Annotated in this window: 15 protein-coding genes and 2 pseudogenes; 5 read left to right on the top strand and 12 right to left on the bottom strand. The window is 60.7% G+C overall.

Annotated elements, in window-relative coordinates; genetic code table 11:
• Position 1 precedes the first annotated feature (1 nt).
• The 3 genes from AC3FOF_RS43530 to AC3FOF_RS43520 all read right to left on the bottom strand — a co-directional run bounded on the left by AC3FOF_RS43530 (position 2) and on the right by AC3FOF_RS43520 (position 2494).
• Positions 2–1213, bottom strand: a complete 1212-nt coding sequence (locus tag AC3FOF_RS43530; protein ID WP_488729925.1) for a saccharopine dehydrogenase family protein — start codon at positions 1211–1213, stop codon at positions 2–4.
• Entirely contained in the window at positions 1210–1572 is a 363-nt protein-coding gene (locus AC3FOF_RS43525; protein WP_488730198.1) for an alpha/beta fold hydrolase, read from the bottom strand. Before AC3FOF_RS43525 ends, AC3FOF_RS43530 begins: the two co-directional genes overlap by 4 nt.
• 469 nt (positions 1573–2041) lie before the next feature.
• Positions 2042–2494 (bottom strand): GrpB family protein, encoded by a 453-nt coding sequence (locus tag AC3FOF_RS43520; RefSeq protein ID WP_488730199.1) that lies wholly within the window; start codon positions 2492–2494, stop codon positions 2042–2044.
• Positions 2495–3001: 507 nt separating this feature from the next.
• On the opposite strand from AC3FOF_RS43520, the gene AC3FOF_RS43515 reads away from it, so the two are divergent.
• The 3 genes and pseudogenes from AC3FOF_RS43515 to AC3FOF_RS43505 all read left to right on the top strand — a co-directional run.
• Complete coding sequence (locus AC3FOF_RS43515) at positions 3002–4021, top strand: DUF535 family protein (protein ID WP_276263435.1); 1020 nt, start codon at positions 3002–3004, stop codon at positions 4019–4021.
• A gap of 502 nt (positions 4022–4523) precedes the next feature.
• On the top strand, positions 4524–5849 hold the full coding sequence (locus AC3FOF_RS43510; RefSeq protein ID WP_488730197.1) for a mechanosensitive ion channel family protein: 1326 nt from the start codon (positions 4524–4526) through the stop codon (positions 5847–5849).
• Between the two features lie 209 nt (positions 5850–6058).
• Positions 6059–6286 (top strand): annotated as a pseudogene (locus AC3FOF_RS43505) (transposase); the annotation flags it as partial.
• Between the two features lie 428 nt (positions 6287–6714).
• Here AC3FOF_RS43505 and AC3FOF_RS43500 read toward each other — a convergent pair.
• The 7 genes from AC3FOF_RS43500 to AC3FOF_RS43470 all read right to left on the bottom strand — a co-directional run bounded on the left by AC3FOF_RS43500 (position 6715) and on the right by AC3FOF_RS43470 (position 15438).
• On the bottom strand, positions 6715–7401 hold the full coding sequence (locus AC3FOF_RS43500) for a TetR/AcrR family transcriptional regulator (protein ID WP_276263437.1): 687 nt from the start codon (positions 7399–7401) through the stop codon (positions 6715–6717).
• 432 nt (positions 7402–7833) lie between these two features.
• The gene (locus AC3FOF_RS43495; RefSeq protein ID WP_488730196.1) at positions 7834–7965 is read right to left on the bottom strand and encodes a hypothetical protein; all 132 of its coding nucleotides are present in this window, start codon (positions 7963–7965) and stop codon (positions 7834–7836) included.
• Positions 7966–8280: 315 nt separating this feature from the next.
• A complete protein-coding gene (locus AC3FOF_RS43490) occupies positions 8281–9735 on the bottom strand; it encodes an efflux transporter outer membrane subunit (protein WP_488730195.1) in 1455 nt (484 codons plus the stop codon).
• Positions 9728–12907: an efflux RND transporter permease subunit gene (locus AC3FOF_RS43485; protein WP_488730194.1), complete on the bottom strand. Its 3180-nt coding sequence runs from the start codon at positions 12905–12907 to the stop codon at positions 9728–9730. Before AC3FOF_RS43485 ends, AC3FOF_RS43490 begins: the two co-directional genes overlap by 8 nt.
• Positions 12908–12909: 2 nt before the next feature.
• Positions 12910–14130, bottom strand: coding sequence for an efflux RND transporter periplasmic adaptor subunit (locus AC3FOF_RS43480; RefSeq protein ID WP_488730193.1), 1221 nt, complete (start codon positions 14128–14130; stop codon positions 12910–12912).
• A 256-nt stretch (positions 14131–14386) separates the two neighbouring features.
• Complete coding sequence (locus AC3FOF_RS43475; RefSeq protein ID WP_017224007.1) at positions 14387–14995, bottom strand: FMN-dependent NADH-azoreductase; 609 nt, start codon at positions 14993–14995, stop codon at positions 14387–14389.
• A complete protein-coding gene (locus AC3FOF_RS43470) occupies positions 14992–15438 on the bottom strand; it encodes a GNAT family N-acetyltransferase (protein WP_017224006.1) in 447 nt (148 codons plus the stop codon). The genes AC3FOF_RS43475 and AC3FOF_RS43470 overlap by 4 nt, the downstream gene beginning before the upstream one ends.
• Positions 15439–15574: 136 nt before the next feature.
• Here AC3FOF_RS43470 and pdxR point away from each other — a divergent pair, with 136 nt between their 5' ends.
• Positions 15575–16999, top strand: coding sequence for a MocR-like pyridoxine biosynthesis transcription factor PdxR (gene pdxR / locus AC3FOF_RS43465; protein ID WP_035805190.1), 1425 nt, complete (start codon positions 15575–15577; stop codon positions 16997–16999).
• Between the two features lie 144 nt (positions 17000–17143).
• On the opposite strand, the pseudogene AC3FOF_RS43460 reads toward pdxR, so the two are convergent.
• Positions 17144–17569: pseudogene (locus AC3FOF_RS43460) on the bottom strand (ArgP/LysG family DNA-binding transcriptional regulator); the annotation flags it as partial.
• A gap of 27 nt (positions 17570–17596) precedes the next feature.
• Between AC3FOF_RS43460 and AC3FOF_RS43455 the strand changes: the two are divergent.
• On the top strand, positions 17597–17785 hold the full coding sequence (locus AC3FOF_RS43455) for a DUF2938 family protein (RefSeq protein ID WP_488730192.1): 189 nt from the start codon (positions 17597–17599) through the stop codon (positions 17783–17785).
• Between the two features lie 346 nt (positions 17786–18131).
• On the opposite strand, the gene AC3FOF_RS43450 is transcribed toward AC3FOF_RS43455, so the two are convergent.
• Positions 18132–19343 carry a saccharopine dehydrogenase family protein gene (locus AC3FOF_RS43450; RefSeq protein ID WP_488729925.1) on the bottom strand — a complete coding sequence of 404 codons (1212 nt, stop codon included), beginning with the start codon at positions 19341–19343 and terminating at the stop codon, positions 18132–18134.
• Positions 19344–19512: the final 169 nt, after the last annotated feature.

The raw sequence follows: 19512 nt of genomic DNA, 5'->3' as shown, positions 1-19512 counted from the left end.
GCTATTGCACAAAGGCTTCACGAAGGGCGACGACCGGCTGATTCGGATCACGAAGGCGGACAAATGGGCCTAAGTGCCCAAAGAACGCATCGGCTGGTATCGCAGCCTCGGGGGCACTTACCCCCCTTTTGCTAATCTGGTTCCTTGCCAGCATGATTAGCGCAACCGCCGTCGGGATGCAGGTATTTGGCCCCATTCCGCCAGGGATTTCGCCATTCAACCAAGCGCTGCAGATATGCCGCTTCTTCCCCTTCCTGCCCTCCGCTATGGCAGCCATCTCGGCGGGGATGTAGCGCCTGCCAAACAGAGTCTCCGCGAGTGAGCGTTTCAACAGGTACATCGACTCACCAAACGAGAGCCCGGACAGGTCTTTGCTCACCAAAATCGTATGCAACAGTTCCGCAGCCTCCTTGACCGTCTGCCCGTGCTTGTCCACCCGGGCCTGCAACACCTTCAGTACACCGGCCAGGCCATGAGAGAGCACCATCGCGTTGACGCTTTCACGGATGGATGGAAAAGTGCCCGGCAGAGTGACAGGTTCGGGGTGACCCACGGTATGGGCCTTGACCGTCCCTACGCCAGGCACGTCAAGGCGGATTTCGGCGAGCGGACTCCCAAATGCGATTTCCCCAGCTCTGAACACTGGAATACGTCCGGTGACTTGCTCGACCCAGTGCTCCAGTGCTGCGCCCATCTCGGAGTCCGCGTTTTCTTCCTCCTTCGCGCGCGAAGTGCTTCCCCAGGTTGTCACCACACGATGTGGTGCACCCACCTGCCGGATCGCCGTGCTCGCCAGTAAGTTGGAAACACCCGGGCTTGCCCCCATACCAATGATCGCAGTGATCCCCGCGGCCTCGGCCTTGGCGTGCAGACCCAGCATGGCCAGAGTCGGCTCGGGATCGTCGCAGATGTCGATGTAGTGGCAACCCGCATCGATTGCGCACTCGAGCACCGCCGTGCCGAAGAGGTAATATGGGCCGATGGTCGATACCACGACGTCGTATTGCCTCAGGACATTCGTCAGGGCCACACGGTCGCGTGCGTCCACCTCCATGGAATCTATGGATGGATGCCTCAGTGCAAGCGCATAGTCTCGGGCCGCACCCACGTTTCTGTCGGCGATGGTAAGCCGGGTAAAGGCCTTGAGCTTGATCGCCGTCTCGACAAAATGCCGGCCCATGAGGCCGCAGCCTCCCAAAGCAATCACGTTCATGCCGGTTCTCCTCCAAGCGGCCCGAGCATGGCCGGAATTGAGTTCAGGCTGACGGTGCCGTGCGCCAGGTCATCCAGGGAGTACGGCGCACTCCCGGTCAACCCCAGTTGCGTCAGCAAATGAAGCGAGGCTAGACGGGGCCTGCCGCTCAGCCGGCTTGACTTGCCAACGTCGCGATTGTCAAACCGGATCACCCGATAGCCCGCCCGCACGGTGCCTTCAACCAGAGCATCCGGCCATCCCGTCAGTTGCTGACCAAGTCCGTGAATCATCACGGCGGACGGGTCCGTGTCCGAGCCCAGTGACTCATATGCGAGCCGGACATTGCCAATGCGAGCTAGCCCCAGTGTTGAAACCAAGATGCACTCCTAAGAACGTCATGTTTCGATGATACCTCAATAAACATCATAACGGTTATTATGTCTTTTTGCACTGGAGTTCGCTCCAGTGCAAAAAAATTTTCCGATGGACTACCGCCTGCCGTCCGGTACCGGCTGTCGTGCCCTGTCCGGTACGGAGACCGACGGGATCACCGAGCTCTTGGAGCCTTGATTCCGCTCCCGGTTAGCCTGCCGTGTCCGATCTCTGCGCCCCCCGATCCTTCGCTGTCACGGAAGTCACAAGGCCAGCCTTGGCGCGGCCCGGTTCCCCAGATCATCCATGCAGGAGAAGCCACCGGCACGGAAACCAGGCTGAGCGGCGTGGAGGCAAGTAGCCCGCCGATGACGGCTACAACCCGGCCAAACACCCTGGAGCGGAGCCAGTGAGCGCCCAGCATACTCAGCATGTTGGTTGAGTCAGAGTGAGCGCTTTGGCTTTACTGATTCTTCAACGCTTCGGCACAGCAAGCGCCAGTGTTTCAACCTTTCTGATCCAGGCATCTTTGCAATCTCCGTAGGCGTGCGAGTCATTGGGGTGTAGCCGCTGGCATCGCGCCTTCTCTTGATCGTAGGCACGAGAGACGTCAACGTTATTGCGAAGGTAGTCCCGAAACGCAAGGTGCCGGACAATCTCAGGGGAACCTTCAGCGTAGCAATGAAGCTGGACGAGCCTGCTCTTAGAGATTGGATCGGTCTTAGTGCAGTAACGACGGCCTGGCAGGCCGAGTTCGCCCCGCCACTCGTAGCCTAGCCGCTCGATTTCGCCCCTGCGGTGATCCAAATCCGACAAGCTCGAGACTACTGGGATGAGGTCCAGCACCGGTTTCGCGCGGATGCCGGGAATCGCTGTTGATCCCACGTGGCGCACAGCCAACGCGCACGCGCCAATTGCTGCGATCAGTGCTTGGGCCTCCGTGATCGCCTCTGGAACGCGGCGAGGACGCCTGGTCCGGCTCTGCGCAACAGCGCAGGGGGCGGCAAAGCCGCTGCGTCACAGAAGTGAAGCTTGTTGAAGTAACGTCCCGCATTGCCGGTCCAGGAGGGGCCCTGACTAGGACATATTGCGACACCTGGCCAGGCACGACGAGCGGCGTCCTGATGTGTCCGAGGCTATGGTCTAGATCGCAATGGGTGGACCGCGGCTAATGGGCACGGTGTGCGGCAGCCTATCGAATGGCGCCACGATGGGAGCTTGGCGCGCCAACACCGATCGCATCATAATGGATATAATGTCATCGATCGCATGACGTAGAAACGTGATATCCGAGTAATACACCTTGAGACCTCAAAGCTACCAACTACCCAGTTCTGCCATGTTCCCTCCCCTGTCGAATCACTGTGTTTTGTCGAGCGCGGGTTCGATTCGACTTCTGACAACGTCCACTATTCGAAGAAAGGAAGACTAGCCGTGCAAGGACCCCTGCCGAACCTGCCCTGGCTCCTCGGGCCGGATACCCGGCGTCTGTTATCCCAGGCCGGCCCTCTGATCTATTGGCGATATCTGTTCACACTGGGCGCCGTCTCGGCGTTCTGCCATCCGGTAGGAGCCAGCCGCTGGTGGATCAAGCGTCTCAAGCTGATCGGCCGTTCCACGTTCCGCCGCATTGCCGTCCAAACTTGGCTTGGGGCGGTGGCATCGTGTGGCCTGCTACGCCGCGTTGTGGCGGCACGCCCGGCCGTGCTCGAGCGCCCGTTTCGACCGCTGGCCCGCTTTGGATTTGATTTCGACGAGCGCATGCGCATCGTGCTGGAGCACTATCGCATCATGCACGCCAAGCTGCCTGCGGCGGTCTGCGAGCGCATCTACCTGTCAGCGGGCCTCGAGTGGCATGTGCCTGGCGCCGGGTATGCGCTGCGGCTTGCCGATTCGGGCCCCAACCCCAAGGAAGGCGAATTGGCCTTCTACTGGATTGACAAAGCCCACGGTGCCTGCTTGGCGCAACTGAGCTTTTACCTGACACAGGGCAAGCACGGCACAGAGGTGTTCATTGGTGGCTTGCAGGGGCCATCGGGCGGATCTAGCCGCGATTGGATCCGTGAGGCAACTCGCGCCTGCGATGGCCTGCGGCCAAAGGATGCGGTGATGGAAGCGCTGCTGGCGCTGGCTGCCACGCTCGGCGTGACACGCGTGGTTGCGGTGTCGCGCATAAACCACGTGGGTCGTCAGCGGCGCACTCCGCGCGCTATCCTGGCCGACTACGAGAGCTTCTGGACCGAGGCAGGCGGTCGGGAACTGCCCTGCGGGAACATGGAGGTGCCGGTAGCGCAGCCACGGCGCGACGTGATGTCGCTGCCGTCAAAGAAGCGCTCGGCCTACCGACGCAAGCTGCAGCGTCAGGAGGCGATCGAAGCGTTGGTCCGCGGTTGGCTGGGCGGGCCCAAAGTCGCCGTCCATGGGGATTCAGAGCAGGCTGTGGCAATAGCGTAGCCGAAAAGACCGTACTCATCAGGGTTCCCGCACACTCGCTGGAACTCATCCGTCAATCCGCCCCCAACGACTACCCGGAAGACGCCTTCGCTCGACAGGGTCTCGTTCACTGGCATGGACTATCAACGATCATTCTCACACTCCATGAATTGAGCCTTCCGAGATGCTGATGCGTGGCGCCGGGTCGCTTTGCCTCTCCCCTGCTGCCAACTGCAACGCCGGCGCGTCACAGAACGAGTGGCGGTATCACCTATCGTAGGATTGCCGGCGCTATGCTCCGCGCAAGTACCGCATTCTGCGGAACTTGTTCCGAGCTCGGCGGTTCCGCCCCCCGGAAGGGAGAGAGGCGGATATTCGTCCGTTTTCCGCAAGCCATGCTGAACTTTCGCTATGCCTCCACGAACCGAGATCGGTACGATTCTCTTTCTGCACGTCCGACCAGCAATTATCGTTGGGCAAGTCAAGCGCGGCAACCGTTCTGGCGACCCTCACGCATACCGAGATGACTGCACAACTAAATTCCGGCTTTCCATCAAGCAAAAAAAAAGCAAACAATTCGATAGAGGGAGCGAACGGGGAAATGATTGCATCCACACTCCCAATCTCGTGGGCGAAGGTCAATGCAATGGATGTCTTTGTGGGGTCGCTACTCACCCTGCTGATTGTGCTGGCGTCGATCCGGCTTTCGAAGGCAGCAGCAGGAAGACTCCGACAGAGTCCCTTCTGGAATACGGCAGTTGCATATCTTGCGTTTCCGGTCTGCGTTACTATTGGATTGCTCCTCGTTCAATGGCCTCTGAAGTCAGATAGCTATCTTCTGCATGTTTACATCGAAGTGGCCGTGGTGCTTCTTTTGTCGCACGCAATGGCCTGGGCCATCGCGCTGGTCTTTAGACCGACAGTCCTGCTAGATCGGGCACTTCGATTTGTAGCGCTGGTAACAGGGATTGTAGTAGCAGTACAGTCCCTAAAACCGCCAAAGGAACTGCTGCAGCTAGTCTCCGACCTTGAGCTCAAGGTCGGAGCATCGAGGATCAGTGCAGAGGGTCTCTTCAATGGTGCGAGTTTTGGAGTGATTTTCTTCATCATTGCCATTTCCGTCTCGAAAGCTGTCGAACGGAAGCTGCTTCAAAGCAGAGCTCTCCCGCACAACCTTTTGCTTGCGCTTGCCAATATCAGCCGAGTAGCGATCTGGTCCGTTTCCGTCGTCCTCACTTTGGTGGCCATTGGAATCGATGCGACAACGATGGCTGCCTTTGGAGGCGCCTTGGGCATCGGGCTTGGTTTGGGGATGAAGCGCCTCGCATCAAGCTATATCAGTGGTTTGATCATTCTCTTTGAACAATCGATTCGCATCGGAGATACCATCTCGACCGGATCCCTAAAAGGGAATGTCACACACCTAACGGCGCGCTACACCATGATCCGATCAAGCGATGGTGTGGAAGCAATCATTCCAAATGATGTTCTGACCTCCACTACAATCGTGAATGAGTCGTGGTCAGATCGCAATATCAGGCTGGAAACATCAGTTCTCATAAAATCCGATAGTGACCTCAGCAGTGCGAGATCCAGCATGCTCAATGCCATTACCGATCAACCAAGAGCATTGTCGGAACCGGCACCGAGCGTCTACGTAGCCGGCATCGAGCGATTAGGTATACGCTTGGAAGCGCATTTCTGGATTGCGGACCCGGACAACGGAAAGCTCAATGTCATCTCTGATGTAAATGCTTCGATCATTCAACGCTTCCGCGAGAAGGGTATCCACTTCCCTGGCTCGCTGGACCTACTCTGCACTGGATTGATGCCTGACCCGGACCGGTAGCCACTAGCGACAAGAGCCTCTTGTGAGCGCGACGACGCCACAACCAATCACTTTCAGCATCGCATCGATTTCCAAACAGTTCAGGGCATTCTCGAGCCCGCCCTGGAAGGACAGGCGGGAAGTAAGCGGCGCCATTCTGAAGATAGGTAAGCGACTGTCCAATACCGTCCTTACGCTGAGTCCCCGCTGAGGAAAATAGATGCCCATCAATGGTTGGATGGGCATCTCTGCTCGCTATGGCGACCCTTATCGGAAGTACCTTCTGCAACGAACCGCGGCGACGCTTCACCAACGAGTACAGGCGCCAGATCGTGCAAACGCTGCTGGCGTCGCCGATGTGGCTGTCGCGTGTGGCGCGTGAGCATGATCTGAACCACAACCAACTGGCCAGACGGCGTCGCGAGTACGAGCAAGGGAAGTGTGGCACCGCGGCCAATGAGGTAACGGAGTTTGTGCCAGTCTGCAACTCGGCGCAGTTCGGGTGGCAGTGGTTGCCGACGCGCTGTGCGCCAATCGAGCATCAGCACTTTGTCGTGAAGCGTCAGCGACAGGAACCGGCGCATCAGTCTGCGAAACCACCAGTACACCCTTTGCCAGGCCGGGCAATCCTTCGGCAGCATGCGCCAGCCAGATCCCGAGCGCATCAGATATCGAAGGCGTCGATGAATTCCCTCAGATCGGGTTTCCTGCGCCGTCCTCACTGGTCGGGCTTGGGCTGCAAACCATCAATTGCCGCCCGCTGCACGTCTGTCAGGTCGCTTGACTAGCGTTTCGTCTTGGCTGCCAAGCTTGCCCTGCCGCTCTCGGTGTTCTCTTTCCACATCCCAACTCTAGAACACATCCGCAGCGAATTCTCAAACAGGCTTTAAGCCCTGGGGACAAGGAAAGCCTGGATATGGCGCTTCACAAGCATGCGCTGCTGAGCCGGCGCGAATCGATCAGGGTCGATGACACGGCCTACGCCCAGGCCGTCGACTAGTGCCACCATTGCGTCAGCTTCCATGGCCAGGTCTAGGCTGCCGCGGATAAGCTTCTGCTTCTGCAGCGCAACCAGTTCTCCGGCCAGAGAGTCCCGCATGAACGCATAGCGCCGCTTGTGCTCGACGGACAGCATCTCGCTGCCCACCGATGCCTTCAAGAAGGCCAGCCAGATGCGCCACCCCGTTTCGCCCTCCTCGTCCAGCGGCAGCGAAGCGTAGAGAATGGTCTCGAGGCGCGCGATGCCAGTTACGCCATTCAGACGGCTCTCGACCTCCGCGACCAAGCCACTGATCAGGTGATCGAGCGCATAAATCAGCACCTCATCCTTGGTACGGAAGTAGTGCACCACCGCGCCGGTCGTCGCACCCATCTCTGCCGCGATTTCGCGGATGGTGACATTCTCTAGCCCGACGCGGAGGATAGCACGCCAAGTCGCTTCAAGGACTTCAATACGCTTGCGCTCATAGACGTCCTCCTTGGTGTCCGCGGGCGCAGCCGCTTCGGCCTGCTTACCCGCGACAGCCTTGCGATTGAGGGGACGAGGTGCTCGATATGTAACCATGGGTTTCATTTTGTTTGTGCGGCAGCCTGGCTTGCGCCGGGCCCGCGCCATCATTGATGTGAAATCCCAGCCGTCGGGTGTCCGGCTGGACCGCTCCCTAGCATCATAACAATGATGATTCGCAATTTGCAGAAACCTTCACAGGCGGCCATCCTGAATTCGTCCGGTGCCGCCCAAATTACGAAAATAAGTGAAGCGGATTCGATCTGCTATCTGGCCTACGAACAGCCATTCCTGCGCCGGTCAAGGCTGTAGGGCCTAGTAAGCAGCGATAGCCGCACCTTGTCGCTCGTGTTCGATGCGTCGCCGCCAGATCAATCCGTTTGCCTAGAAAGTAGGTTCGTAGGCGGACACCGCCGGTTGAGTAGTTGCCGGCCGCAGCCGGTTCATCGCCGAGGCGAGTTGCTGGTTCAGCGACGCGGCCGAAAACTGATTTTGACACTACCCTATGGCCTTCATCATGTCGCCGCTCATTGCGGTGAAGTCCTTCGCGTTGCCCCGGTCGGCGCCGTGCACCTCGAATTCAGAGCACTCGCGCTTCTCGCCACTGACGGTGTCGAGGATCTGTAGCATGGTCCCTTCGACCGAACCGCGAATCTTCGACTGACCGGCCGGGCGACAGGATTGTCACCGCAGGAGATATGGCGCAATCGTATCGATTCAACCGACGTGAGCCGGCGCAAGACGTCGTCGCAGTTGAATAGCGCCAACACGCCCGCGAGCGTGGTGCGGGATACAACTCGCCCCGTACACAAAGCTCGCTCTCGCGAGTGACGCCGTAGATTTGCGAAATGCCGGAGCCAGCATCGCTGTCTTCCTCGAGTTCATCGAGCATGCCGAAGAAGGCTGATAGCCCTACGCAACCACGCCCGTAATGCCGGCGCCCTACTATCGACTGCCCTGGCTGCCGGCGGCCAAGTCATCGCGCTGCGGCAGCTTCTGCGACCAGCCGCCCGCCAAAGCTCGGTACAGGGCGACCGCCGCGGTGGCGCTGCGCGCCCTGCCATCGGCGAACGCTTCCTGAGCTCGGAGCTGGGTTCGCTCCGCATCCAACACCTCGTAGAGACTGATCTCGCCCGCCTGGAACCGTGCGCGGGCCAGGCGCGCGGCATGCGCGCTTTCGGCGGCGGCACGCTCCAAGTGAGCATCCTCGTCGCGTGTTCGCGAGAAGCGCACAAGGGCATTCTCCGTGTCCTCAAGGGCGCGAAGCACAGTTTGCTGGAACTGCGCCAGGAGTCCTTCAGCTTCGGCGTCGCTTGCAGCGATGCGCGCGCGAACTCGCCCTATGTCGAGGAAAGACCAGTCCACACCCAGCACGATCGAGTTGGTCGCACTACCGCTCTTGAAGACAGCACCCGGTCCGAAGGCAAACGTGCCCACCATCGCACCCAGGCTCAGGCGGGGATACAGGTCGGCCGTTGCCACGCCGATGCGCGCCGTCGCCGCGTGCAGGCGCTCCTCGGCCGCCGCCACATCAGGACGGCGGCGTAGCAGCTCTCCCGGCGTCTCAGGATCGATGGCCTCGGGAATACGAGGCAGCGGTCGCGGCGCGTCGAGATCGGCTATCAATGCCGCCGGAGATTGGCCGGTCAGCACCGCAAGCCGGTGCTGATCGACCGCAATCCGCACCCGCAGCGCCGGTACGCGTGCTTGCGTGCTCTCCAGCTGCGCGCGTGCGCGCGCGACGTCAAAGTTGGATCCGCGCCCTGCATCCAAGCGGTTTCCGACAATTCGCAGGGTTTCGCGCTGGTTCTCAACATTGGCAAGGGCTACGCTTAGTTGTTCCTGTGCGCCGCGAAGATCAACGTAGACGTTCGCGACCTCCCCAACGATGACGATCTGCATCGCCTGGAAGTCGGCGGAGCTAGCGGCCACCTCCGCCCGCTGCGCTTCGATGCTACGCCGAACACGGCCAAACAGGTCAATTTCCCAGCTCGCATTGACACTTGCGTCGAAAGGGCGCGAAGTGCGCGGAAAACCATATGACTGGTAAACGCTGACGCGCTCCCGCCCGGCCTGCGCGCTAGCGGTGACGGTCGGGAAGCGATCCAGTCCCACATCCCTCAGGATGGCGGCGTCCTTGTCGACGCGCGCCAGAGCAATGCGCAAGTCGTGGTTCGCCGCCAGCGACAGGGCGATGAGTTCGCTCAGTTGCGGATCGCCGAAGGCATGCCAGAACTCCGCGTCATTGACAGGCAGCTGTGGAGCGTCATCAGTGCGTGCCTCAGCGCGCGCGAATGCCGGAGAATGCGGCATCGCTGGCTGCCGGTAGTCGGGGCCGACCGCGCAGGCGCCCAACGAGAGGACAAGAATCAGGCCCGGCGCAAGGCGGTGTCTATTCATGTACGATACCTCCTCCAACCGTGATGGCCGGCTCCGACGCCTTTGTCGCCCGACGCGTGGCAAGCTTGCGGAGCACTACGTAAAACACCGGTGTCAGGAACAAGCCGAACAGCGTCACGCCCAGCATGCCGGAAAATACCGTAATGCCCGTCGCCTGACGTACCTCGCTACCCGCCCCGTGGCCAACAAGCAAAGGAACTGACCCCGCGATGAAGGCAACCGAGGTCATCACGATCGGGCGCAGGCGCAGATGGCATGCTTCGAGCGCTGCCGCGACAATTCCCCGGCCGTGCATCTCGAGCTCGCGGGCAAACTCCACGATCAGGATGGCATTCTTGCAGGCCAGCCCCATCAGCACAACCAGGCCGACCTGAACGAAGACGTTGTTGTCGCCACCTGTCAGCCAGACGCCGAACAGGGCTGCGCACACGCATACCGGTACGATCAGGATCACCGCTAAAGGCAAGGTCCAGCTTTCATAGAGCGCGGCCAGCACCAGAAAAGCCAGCATGACCGCGAGCGGGAACACGATCATCGCGGCGTTGCTCTGCGTGACCTGCTGGTAGGTCAGGTCGGTCCACTCCAGCTTGATGCCGGGCGGAAGCACCCTGGCCGCGATCTCAGTCAGCTTCTCGATGACCTGACCGGACGATAGCACTCGCGGATCGGAATCGCCGATCAGGTCCGCCGCCGGGTGGCCGTTATAGCGCACTACCGGATCCGGCCCGAAGCTCGGAGTCACCTCCACCATAGCACCGATCGGCACCATCTCCCCGCGGGCGTTGCGCACGCGCAAGTTGCCTATGTCTGCCTCCCGTTGCCGGAAATTGCTGTCGGCCTGCGCCGTGACCCTGTAGACCCGCCCGAACAAATTGAAGTCATTGATGTAGACGGAGCCCAGATAGGTTCGCAAGGTCTCGAAAAGGTCCGTCAGGGCAACACCTTGCGCCTTCGCCTTGACCCTGTCCACCTTCACTTCGAGCTGCGGGATATTGACTTGGTAGGAGCTTACGGGGAAGGTCATGCCTGGTGTCTTCGCCACCTCCGCCTGGAAGGCGGTCATCGCATTCTGCAGTGCGCCATAGCCGAGGCCGCCGCGGTCCACCAGATAGAGCGAGTAGCCGGATCCATTTCCCAGGCCTTGAATGGGCGGCGGCAACAACGCATAGGCAAAGCCGTCCTTGATCGCGGCCAGTTTCTCACTCAACTCGGCATTGATCGCTGCTGCGCTACGGCCGCGCTTGTCGAACGGATCGAGCATGATGTAAGAGGCCGCTACATTTGGTGTGTTCACCGATTGCAACGCATTGAGGCCCACATAGCTGGCCGTCGCCTCCACCCCGTCGACGCCGAGGGCAATCTCGTTGATCGTTTGCATCACTGCCTCGGTCCGCGCAAGCGACGCGCCTTCCGGCAGCTTGGCGCCAGCAAAAAGGTACAGCTTGTCCTGGGTCGGAATAAAGCCGCCCGGTACCCCATGCAAGAGCAGCACAGTCGCACCAAGCAGAATGAAATAGACGACAAAAACCACGCCTCGGCGGCCAAACGTGTAGGCCACCACGCCTTGGTAGCGATTCGAGCTGCGCTCAAAAAATCGGTTGAATGGACGAAACAGCCATCCCAGCGAACGGTCGATCAGTCGCGCTAGCGGGTCCTTCGGCGCATCATGCCGGGTCAGCAATTTGGCAGCGAGCGCAGGCGACAAGGTAAGCGAGTTGATTGCCGAGATTACCGTCGAAATCGCGATCGTCACTGCGAATTGCTTGTAGAACTGCCCCGTCACACCACTGAGGAATGCCATCGGAACGAACACCGCGCACAGTACCAGGGCGATGGCGACAATCGGCCCCGACACCTCCCGCATCGCCTGGTGCGCCGCATCGCGCGGGCTCAGGCCTTGCGCCAGGTTGCGCTCGACGTTCTCCACCACGACGATAGCGTCGTCCACTACAATCCCGATCGCCAGCACCAATCCGAATAGCGTCAGCGTATTGATCGAATACCCCAACAGATGCAATCCTGCGAATGTGCCGACGATTGAAACCGGCACCGCGGCCAGTGGAATGATCGATGCACGCCAGGTCTGCAGGAACAGGATGACCACCAGTACCACCAAAACCACGGCCTCAATCAGCGTATGCTGCACGGCGCGGATCGAATCTCGCACAAAGACAGTCGGGTCCCAAACGGGCTGGTACTCGATGCCCTGGGGAAATGTCCGGGAGAGCTCATCTAGCTTGCCGTAGACGGCATTGGCCACGTCCAATGCGTTGGCGCCAGGCGAAAGGAAAATACCCACCGACACGGCGCTCTGGCCGTTCTCCCGCACCCGCATGGTGTAGTCGCCCGCCCCGAGTTCGATCCTAGCCACGTCCGACAGCTTCACGACCTGCCCGTCTGCTCCATTCTTGAGGACAATGTCGCCAAACTCCTTCTCGCTGCGCAGGCGTCCCTGCACATTGATCGGCAGCAGGAAGTCGGTCGCCGGTGGCGTGGGCTCGGCACCGAGTTGGCCGGCCGAGACCTGCACGTTCTGCTCGCGCACCGCATTGACCACGTCCGACGCCGTGATGCCCCGCGCAGCCAGCCTGTTCGGGTCCAGCCAGAGTCGCATCGCATAGTCCCCGGATCCATACAACTGGACGTCCCCCACACCCTTCAGGCGCGATAGTTCATCTTTGATATGCAGGTTTAGATAGTTGCGCAAGTACAGGGCATCGTATTGGTTCCCCGGAGACAGCAGGCCCAGGTACATCAATGGCGTCGCAGATTGCTTCTGCGTCGTTATTCCGTACCGGCGGACATCCTCAGGTAGCCGTGATTGTGCCTGGCTTACCCGATTCTGCACACGCACAGCTGCGGTATCCGGATCGATCCCGGGCAGGAAGGTGACCACAACCTGCAGGCTACCGTCCGAACCGGCAACCGACTTCATGTACATGATCCCTTCTACGCCGTTGATCGCCTCCTCGAGTGGCGTCGCCACAGACTCGGCAATCTCCTTGGGATTGGCACCGGGATACGTCGCGCGAACTACAACGCTAGGTGGAACCACCTCCGGGTACTCCCCGGCCGGCAGCATGGGAATCGAAATCAGGCCAAGGGAAAAGATGATGATGGATAGCACGATCGCAAAGATCGGGCGATCGATGAAGAACTTTGAAAAATCCATGCTCACTCCACCGCGATGGTCGCGGTCCCACCGATGTCCGCGCGCGTTGGCACTCGGCCCATCGCGACTTCGTTCGGCTTGACGGAAGCACCAGGGTAGTAGACCCGTTGCAAGCCATTGACGATGACTTTGTCACCCGCCTTCAACCCGGTACGGACCACTCGCAGGCCATCGCTATCGCGTCCCAGCGTGACCTCCTTGCGAATCGCCTTGTTGCCTGCGCCCAACACATAGACGTACATTCTGTCCTGGTCTGTCAGGACAGCCTTGTTGTCGACCAGAATCGCCTGGGACTCGCCGCCCGACAGGCGCACGCGCGCGTACAGCCCCGGCGTGAACACGCGATCCTTGTTCGGGAGGATGGCCCGTACTCGGATGCTGCCGGTGCCTGGATCAACCTGGTTGTCCAGAAAATTCACAGTGCCGGCGTGCGGGAAGCCCTGCTCGCTGGCCAGCCCGACGCGCACCTGGTATGCATGCGCGGCTGTGCCCCCACTGGGCAGGCCCCGATAGCGTAGGTAGCTATGTTCGTCCGGGTCGAAGTAGACGTAGACTGGATCCTGCGAGACAACCGAAGTCAAGAGCGTCTGGTCGGCCACCACCAGGTTGCCTGGTGTCAGCATGGCGCGGCTAGCACGCCCTCTGATCGGCGAACGCACCTCGGTAAACTGCAAGTTTAGCCGTGCGACAGCCACTGCCGCTTCGGCTGCGCGCAGGTCCGCCTGGCCACGTTCGACGTTCGCGCTGCGCGTTTCCGCCTCCTCGCGCGAGCCGGCCTCGGCCTGTAGCAACCTCTGGGAGCGCTGGTCCTGCAATTGCGCCAATGCCAGCGTGGCTCGCGTCCGCGTCAAAAGCGCGAGCGCACTATCCAGTGCAGCGCGATAAGGACGAGGGTCGATCACGAACAGGATCTCACCCTTATCCACCATATCGCCTTCCTTGTATGCAATGCGTTCAATATAGCCGCTCACCCGCGCGCGCACCTCGACCGAATCGACCGCGCTAATGCGTCCATTAAACTCGTCCCACTCCTTGACAGACTGCAACTGGACTGTAGCGACGTCTACCTCGGCAGCCGCGCCAGCGCCCTCGGCCGGGTTTCCCTCTGAACACCCGGCCACCAGAGCGGCCACGGCTACCGAAGCGGCAATGGCTGAGCGGTGGCGCGCGCGCCTGGGTCTCGGGCCCGGCGCGGGTTGCCCAGCTTGTTGATTGGCTTTCACGTTGCTTTATCTCCATCGACGCCGAGGCCGTAGGCGGACATCGCCATTCTCGACGCACAACGCCCCTCACTGGCTTTTGGATCGACCTGTGAGCAGACAGTCGTTGGGTTTTTCCAGGCAGGCAGTGCTGCAGGCATGTGGAAGGCCGCCATCAAAAAAGGGCGAGCTCCGACGGCGACACATCATGCTGGTGTGGCTTGCCCGCGCGCGGCCAGCCCGTCTCGTTTCGTTGCCGGTCTGATTGACTCAGTCCGCTCTATGCAAAGTAGCCAGCGAGTGCATGTTGCGCCGCGCGCCTGGCTTCAGCTAGTGCATCCGGGCCGAAGGCGGTTCCCTCCACTGTGAAGAAGTGGGTACTACGCAGTCCGATGGTTTCCAGGATTGCCCGCAGGTAGGGAGTTAGAAAGTCCGGCTGCCCAGCCGCTTCACCTGAGAACCGGCCGCCGGACGAAACCGCAACATAGACCGGGCGGTCGCGCAGCACGCCAACCTTGCCCGTCTGCGTGGACCGGAATGTGCGCCTGACGCGAACGATATGATCGATCCAGGCCTTTAGTACCGACGGCACCGTGTAGTTGTGCAAGGGCGTGGCGATGATCAGGCAGTCAGATTCCTCCAGTTCCCTGATCAACGCCTCCGATACCTCCAGCGTCCCTGCGACAACACCTTCGTACTCCTCCGTCGCGGATGCCAGGGCCACCGCATAGCCGGTGTCGATGTGGGCAATGGGCATCCCACCGAGATTGCGCTCGATGAGGCTTGCGTGCGGTTCCCCGCCAAGCAGACCTTCCACAATGGCCTGTGAGAGCCTGAAGCTCTCGGATGCCTGCCCCCGATTGCTGCAGCTGACTCGCAGTATCTTCACGCCTGCTCCAGGGATAGCGGCTTGCTGAAGCGGATGGCGCCGGTCAACAAGCCCTCTCGAAAATAGAAGCGCTGTGCCAGCGCATTCGACAGGCCCGTATCCAGCACCAGCTGGGCGCACTCCGACCGCTTTGCGACAGAACTCAACTCATCCAGCAGTCTCCTGCCCAAACGATCGCCGCGGCTGGCGGCAGTCACAACGAGATCGTCCACATAGAGGAAGCGGCCGAAGATGAGGTTTTGCTGGACGCGATATCCAGCCAGTGCGAGCGGCACTTCGTCTTCCCACGCGGCCAGGAGCCGATATCCCTCGCCCATGAGCCGTCGAACCTGCTCGAGGAAGCCAGCCTCGTCCGCCAGATGCGGCCGTAGTTCCCGCATGACAGGGAAGCAAGCGCGCAGCTCACCGTCGGTTTCCGCGTGTCGTAGCACAAAATCGTTCACACCCTCTCCTTCACTTCGTTCAAATACTGTGGCTGTGCGGACATAGCGCCGCGCACCTCGGGCCCTGACAAGGCGCTATGCTATTGCGATTTGATGCACAATGGACAGAGCCACAAACTGCCATCCGAACTAGGCCATGAATCCGACGAAGATTGATACGCGGTTGCCTCTCAACGAGGACGCCCTAGAGCCGCTCTACAGACAGATCTACGCTCGAGTCAGAAATGCAATTGCCGACGGCTTACTCAAGCCCGGCGACCGCATTCCCGCTGCCCGCGGGCTCGCGAAGGAACTGGGACTTGCGAGGGGCACGGTGGATAACGCCTATGCACTACTGGTGGCTGAAGGCTACGTCCTGTCTCGCGGGCAGGCCGGCACCGTCGTGGCGCCTGGCGTAATGCTCCGCACGGCCGCTCCTCGCCCGGAAAAGCGAGCGAAGCCAGAGCCCTTCCCCTTGGGCGCACTCCCTGAGCACATCAAACCGCTGCAGCTAGGGCTCCCCGCGCTCGATGCGTTTCCGCGAAAGATATGGGCCCGGATCAGTGCACGATGCGTGCGTGCCATGCAACCTGCGGACATGGCCTACCCGCCTGTATTCGGCCAACGGGCCCTGCGCACATCGATCTCGACGTATTTGAACGTTTCCCGGGGAATCGACTGCAAGCCATCACAGGTTATCCTCACATCGGGTTATCGCGAGACGCTTGGCTTGGTGTCCCGCGCTCTGTTGGACCCGGGGAGTCAGGTTTGGGTCGAGGATCCCGGCTATCCGCCGACGCGCGCGCTGCTACAGCAGGCAGGCTACTCGCTTGCACCCGTCCCAGTGGATCACGAAGGGATCGTCGTAGCGGAGGGCGTCCGATCCGCGCCGCATGCCCGCGCTGCGGTAGTCACGCCGGCACATCAAAGTCCGCTCTGCGTGTCGCTCTCTCTGCCGCGCCGGCTGGCGCTGCTGGACTGGGCTTCCCGCAACCAAGCCTGGATCGTCGAGGACGACTACGATGGCGAGTATCGATATGTCGGCCGGCCGCTGCCCGCCCTCAAAAGCCTGGACCGCGACGGTCGCGTGCTGTATTCCGGCACCTTCAGCAAGGTTCTCTTCCCCGGCATCCGTCTGGCATACCTGGTAGTGCCCGAGGCATTGGTGGAGCGGTTCGAGCAGATCTCCCAAATATTTGGCGGCGGCAGTCCGGCCCTGACGCAAGCCATCGTGAGTGCGTTCATGGCCGAAGGTCACTTCGCCCGGCATATCCAGCGCACGCGCAAACTTTATGGAGAACGGCGCGACGTCGCGGCAGCGTCCTTGAGCGCTGTCCTCGCAAAGATGATGCAGGTCGAACCGCAGCCCGGTGGCATGCACCTCGTACTCCGTATGCATGGCGCGGCACGATCCGATAGTGCCCTGGCTGCGCGGATGCGCGCATCCGGCCTCTATGCGCAATCGTTGACGGACTGGAGCATCGGGAAGCCGCAGGCACGCGCCGTCTTTGTCAGCTTTACGAATATCGAATCCGAAGCTACCGCGGTGGCCCTCGGCAGCCGCATCCGAAAGCTGCTGTGAACGCATGCGAGGGGCTGGCCGTGTCGGACACGGTAAACGCTTGACTATCGCACGCAAAGACTACAAAGCCATAGCGATTGCACACCGCTATCCACATCATTGCGGACTACCACTTGCATTGATCGAACGCGTCTCTCTCCGGGGCGAAGGCAACGTGTGCCGAGGAAGTTCCACATGCCGATGGCACAAGCGCCCTGCCCGGCGTGCCTGCAAGTCGTCCTTCGTGTTGAACACCAGACTGGGCGCATTTGCCAAGCTCCTCGCACCCACACCGTCGGCGAAATAGCGTTGTACGAATGCCGGACTGGCCGCAGCCCGATAGCGCATCAAGCCCAGCGTGTGGCTGTTGCAGCCTGCGGCCGGGTGGGCTGTGGCCGTTACGGCCGCGAGGACAGCCCCTGCGCAACCACTCGGTGATGTGATCCTGATCGTCTACCGCTACCTCGATCAGTTCAGGGTTCTTCGCGGCGAAGGCTGCTATGCACGAGGCTGCCCACGCGGCGAGGCTGTCAGCATTCACTGCGATTGGGAAGCTATACGCGCAATCCCATGCGGAGCAAGGGCCGGTAGGCGCGCGAACCTACCTTGCTTCCAGCGGTGCCCCTCGGCGTACTCAGCGTCCTGGCGCCTTTCCTCATCATGCAGCCGGGCATGTGCGCAGGTGTCGCTGCTTCCAGGACCCCTCCGCCCAGCACGACGCGCTGGCGGAACCTGATGGCGCATACATCGTTTGGGATTGGAATGTACGTCGCGGCTGTGATTTTTGCCCGTCTATCCGGTTGGTGAGCGGGTATGCGACAGATGAGCGCTCCCGGCAGTCGTTGCCTCGTCTCTTGAAAAGGAGATGAGGACGTCGAACTCCGCCGCCTTCGATGCTTCTCCTTGCTGTAACAGGACTATGCCGAGATCCGAAGGCTGGAAGTAGGCGAGTTGCGAAGATGTTGTAAGGTCGGCTGCAACTCACACGACTCTCGCCATCCATACGTGATATTTTTTCGGATCTTCCGCGCCCAAACAGAGCTGACGTCGTCGCAAAGGGAAGTGGCCAGGTGCACGGACGTGCGGGTGGTCGGTTGCATTCCGTCCTCGGGGTGGATGGCTTTCCAGGCCGCTTACCTCTGGGCGGGCCTGGCTATTGCACAAAGGCTTCACGAAGGGCGACGACCGGCTGATTCGGATCACGAAGGCGGACAAATGGGCCTAAGTGCCCAAAGAACGCATCGGCTGGTATCGCAGCCTCGGGGGCACTTACCCCCCTTTTGCTAATCTGGTTCCTTGCCAGCATGATTAGCGCAACCGCCGTCGGGATGCAGGTATTTGGCCCCATTCCGCCAGGGATTTCGCCATTCAACCAAGCGCTGCAGATATGCCGCTTCTTCCCCTTCCTGCCCTCCGCTATGGCAGCCATCTCGGCGGGGATGTAGCGCCTGCCAAACAGAGTCTCCGCGAGTGAGCGTTTCAACAGGTACATCGACTCACCAAACGAGAGCCCGGACAGGTCTTTGCTCACCAAAATCGTATGCAACAGTTCCGCAGCCTCCTTGACCGTCTGCCCGTGCTTGTCCACCCGGGCCTGCAACACCTTCAGTACACCGGCCAGGCCATGAGAGAGCACCATCGCGTTGACGCTTTCACGGATGGATGGAAAAGTGCCCGGCAGAGTGACAGGTTCGGGGTGACCCACGGTATGGGCCTTGACCGTCCCTACGCCAGGCACGTCAAGGCGGATTTCGGCGAGCGGACTCCCAAATGCGATTTCCCCAGCTCTGAACACTGGAATACGTCCGGTGACTTGCTCGACCCAGTGCTCCAGTGCTGCGCCCATCTCGGAGTCCGCGTTTTCTTCCTCCTTCGCGCGCGAAGTGCTTCCCCAGGTTGTCACCACACGATGTGGTGCACCCACCTGCCGGATCGCCGTGCTCGCCAGTAAGTTGGAAACACCCGGGCTTGCCCCCATACCAATGATCGCAGTGATCCCCGCGGCCTCGGCCTTGGCGTGCAGACCCAGCATGGCCAGAGTCGGCTCGGGATCGTCGCAGATGTCGATGTAGTGGCAACCCGCATCGATTGCGCACTCGAGCACCGCCGTGCCGAAGAGGTAATATGGGCCGATGGTCGATACCACGACGTCGTATTGCCTCAGGACATTCGTCAGGGCCACACGGTCGCGTGCGTCCACCTCCATGGAATCTATGGATGGATGCCTCAGTGCAAGCGCATAGTCTCGGGCCGCACCCACGTTTCTGTCGGCGATGGTAAGCCGGGTAAAGGCCTTGAGCTTGATCGCCGTCTCGACAAAATGCCGGCCCATGAGGCCGCAGCCTCCCAAAGCAATCACGTTCATGCCGGTTCTCCTCCAAGCGGCCCGAGCATGGCCGGAATTGAGTTCAGGCTGACGGTGCCGTGCGCCAGGTCATCCAGGGAGTACGGCGCACTCCCGGTCAACCCCAGTTGCGTCAGCAAATGAAGCGAGGCTAGACGGGGCCTGCCGCTCAGCCGGCTTGACTTGCCAA

This window comes from Cupriavidus sp. 96C5-1, assembly GCF_057798855.1.
The sequence above is the reverse complement of the archived record's forward strand: the minus strand, read 5'-3'. Positions and strand labels throughout refer to the sequence as shown.

What these genes read in the sequence shown, in the direction of transcription:
- AC3FOF_RS43485 (WP_488730194.1), bottom strand. Translation starts at nt 12,907, where the DNA reads ATGGATTTTTCAAAGTTCTTCATCGATCGCCCGATCTTTGCGATCGTG.
- pdxR (WP_035805190.1), top strand. Translation starts at nt 15,575, where the DNA reads ATGAATCCGACGAAGATTGATACGCGGTTGCCTCTCAACGAGGACGCC.
- AC3FOF_RS43450 (WP_488729925.1), bottom strand. Translation starts at nt 19,343, where the DNA reads ATGAACGTGATTGCTTTGGGAGGCTGCGGCCTCATGGGCCGGCATTTT.
- AC3FOF_RS43495 (WP_488730196.1), bottom strand. Translation starts at nt 7,965, where the DNA reads ATGCTACAGATCCTCGACACCGTCAGTGGCGAGAAGCGCGAGTGCTCT.
- AC3FOF_RS43510 (WP_488730197.1), top strand. Translation starts at nt 4,524, where the DNA reads ATGACTGCACAACTAAATTCCGGCTTTCCATCAAGCAAAAAAAAAGCA.
- AC3FOF_RS43500 (WP_276263437.1), bottom strand. Translation starts at nt 7,401, where the DNA reads ATGAAACCCATGGTTACATATCGAGCACCTCGTCCCCTCAATCGCAAG.
- AC3FOF_RS43530 (WP_488729925.1), bottom strand. Translation starts at nt 1,213, where the DNA reads ATGAACGTGATTGCTTTGGGAGGCTGCGGCCTCATGGGCCGGCATTTT.
- AC3FOF_RS43490 (WP_488730195.1), bottom strand. Translation starts at nt 9,735, where the DNA reads ATGAATAGACACCGCCTTGCGCCGGGCCTGATTCTTGTCCTCTCGTTG.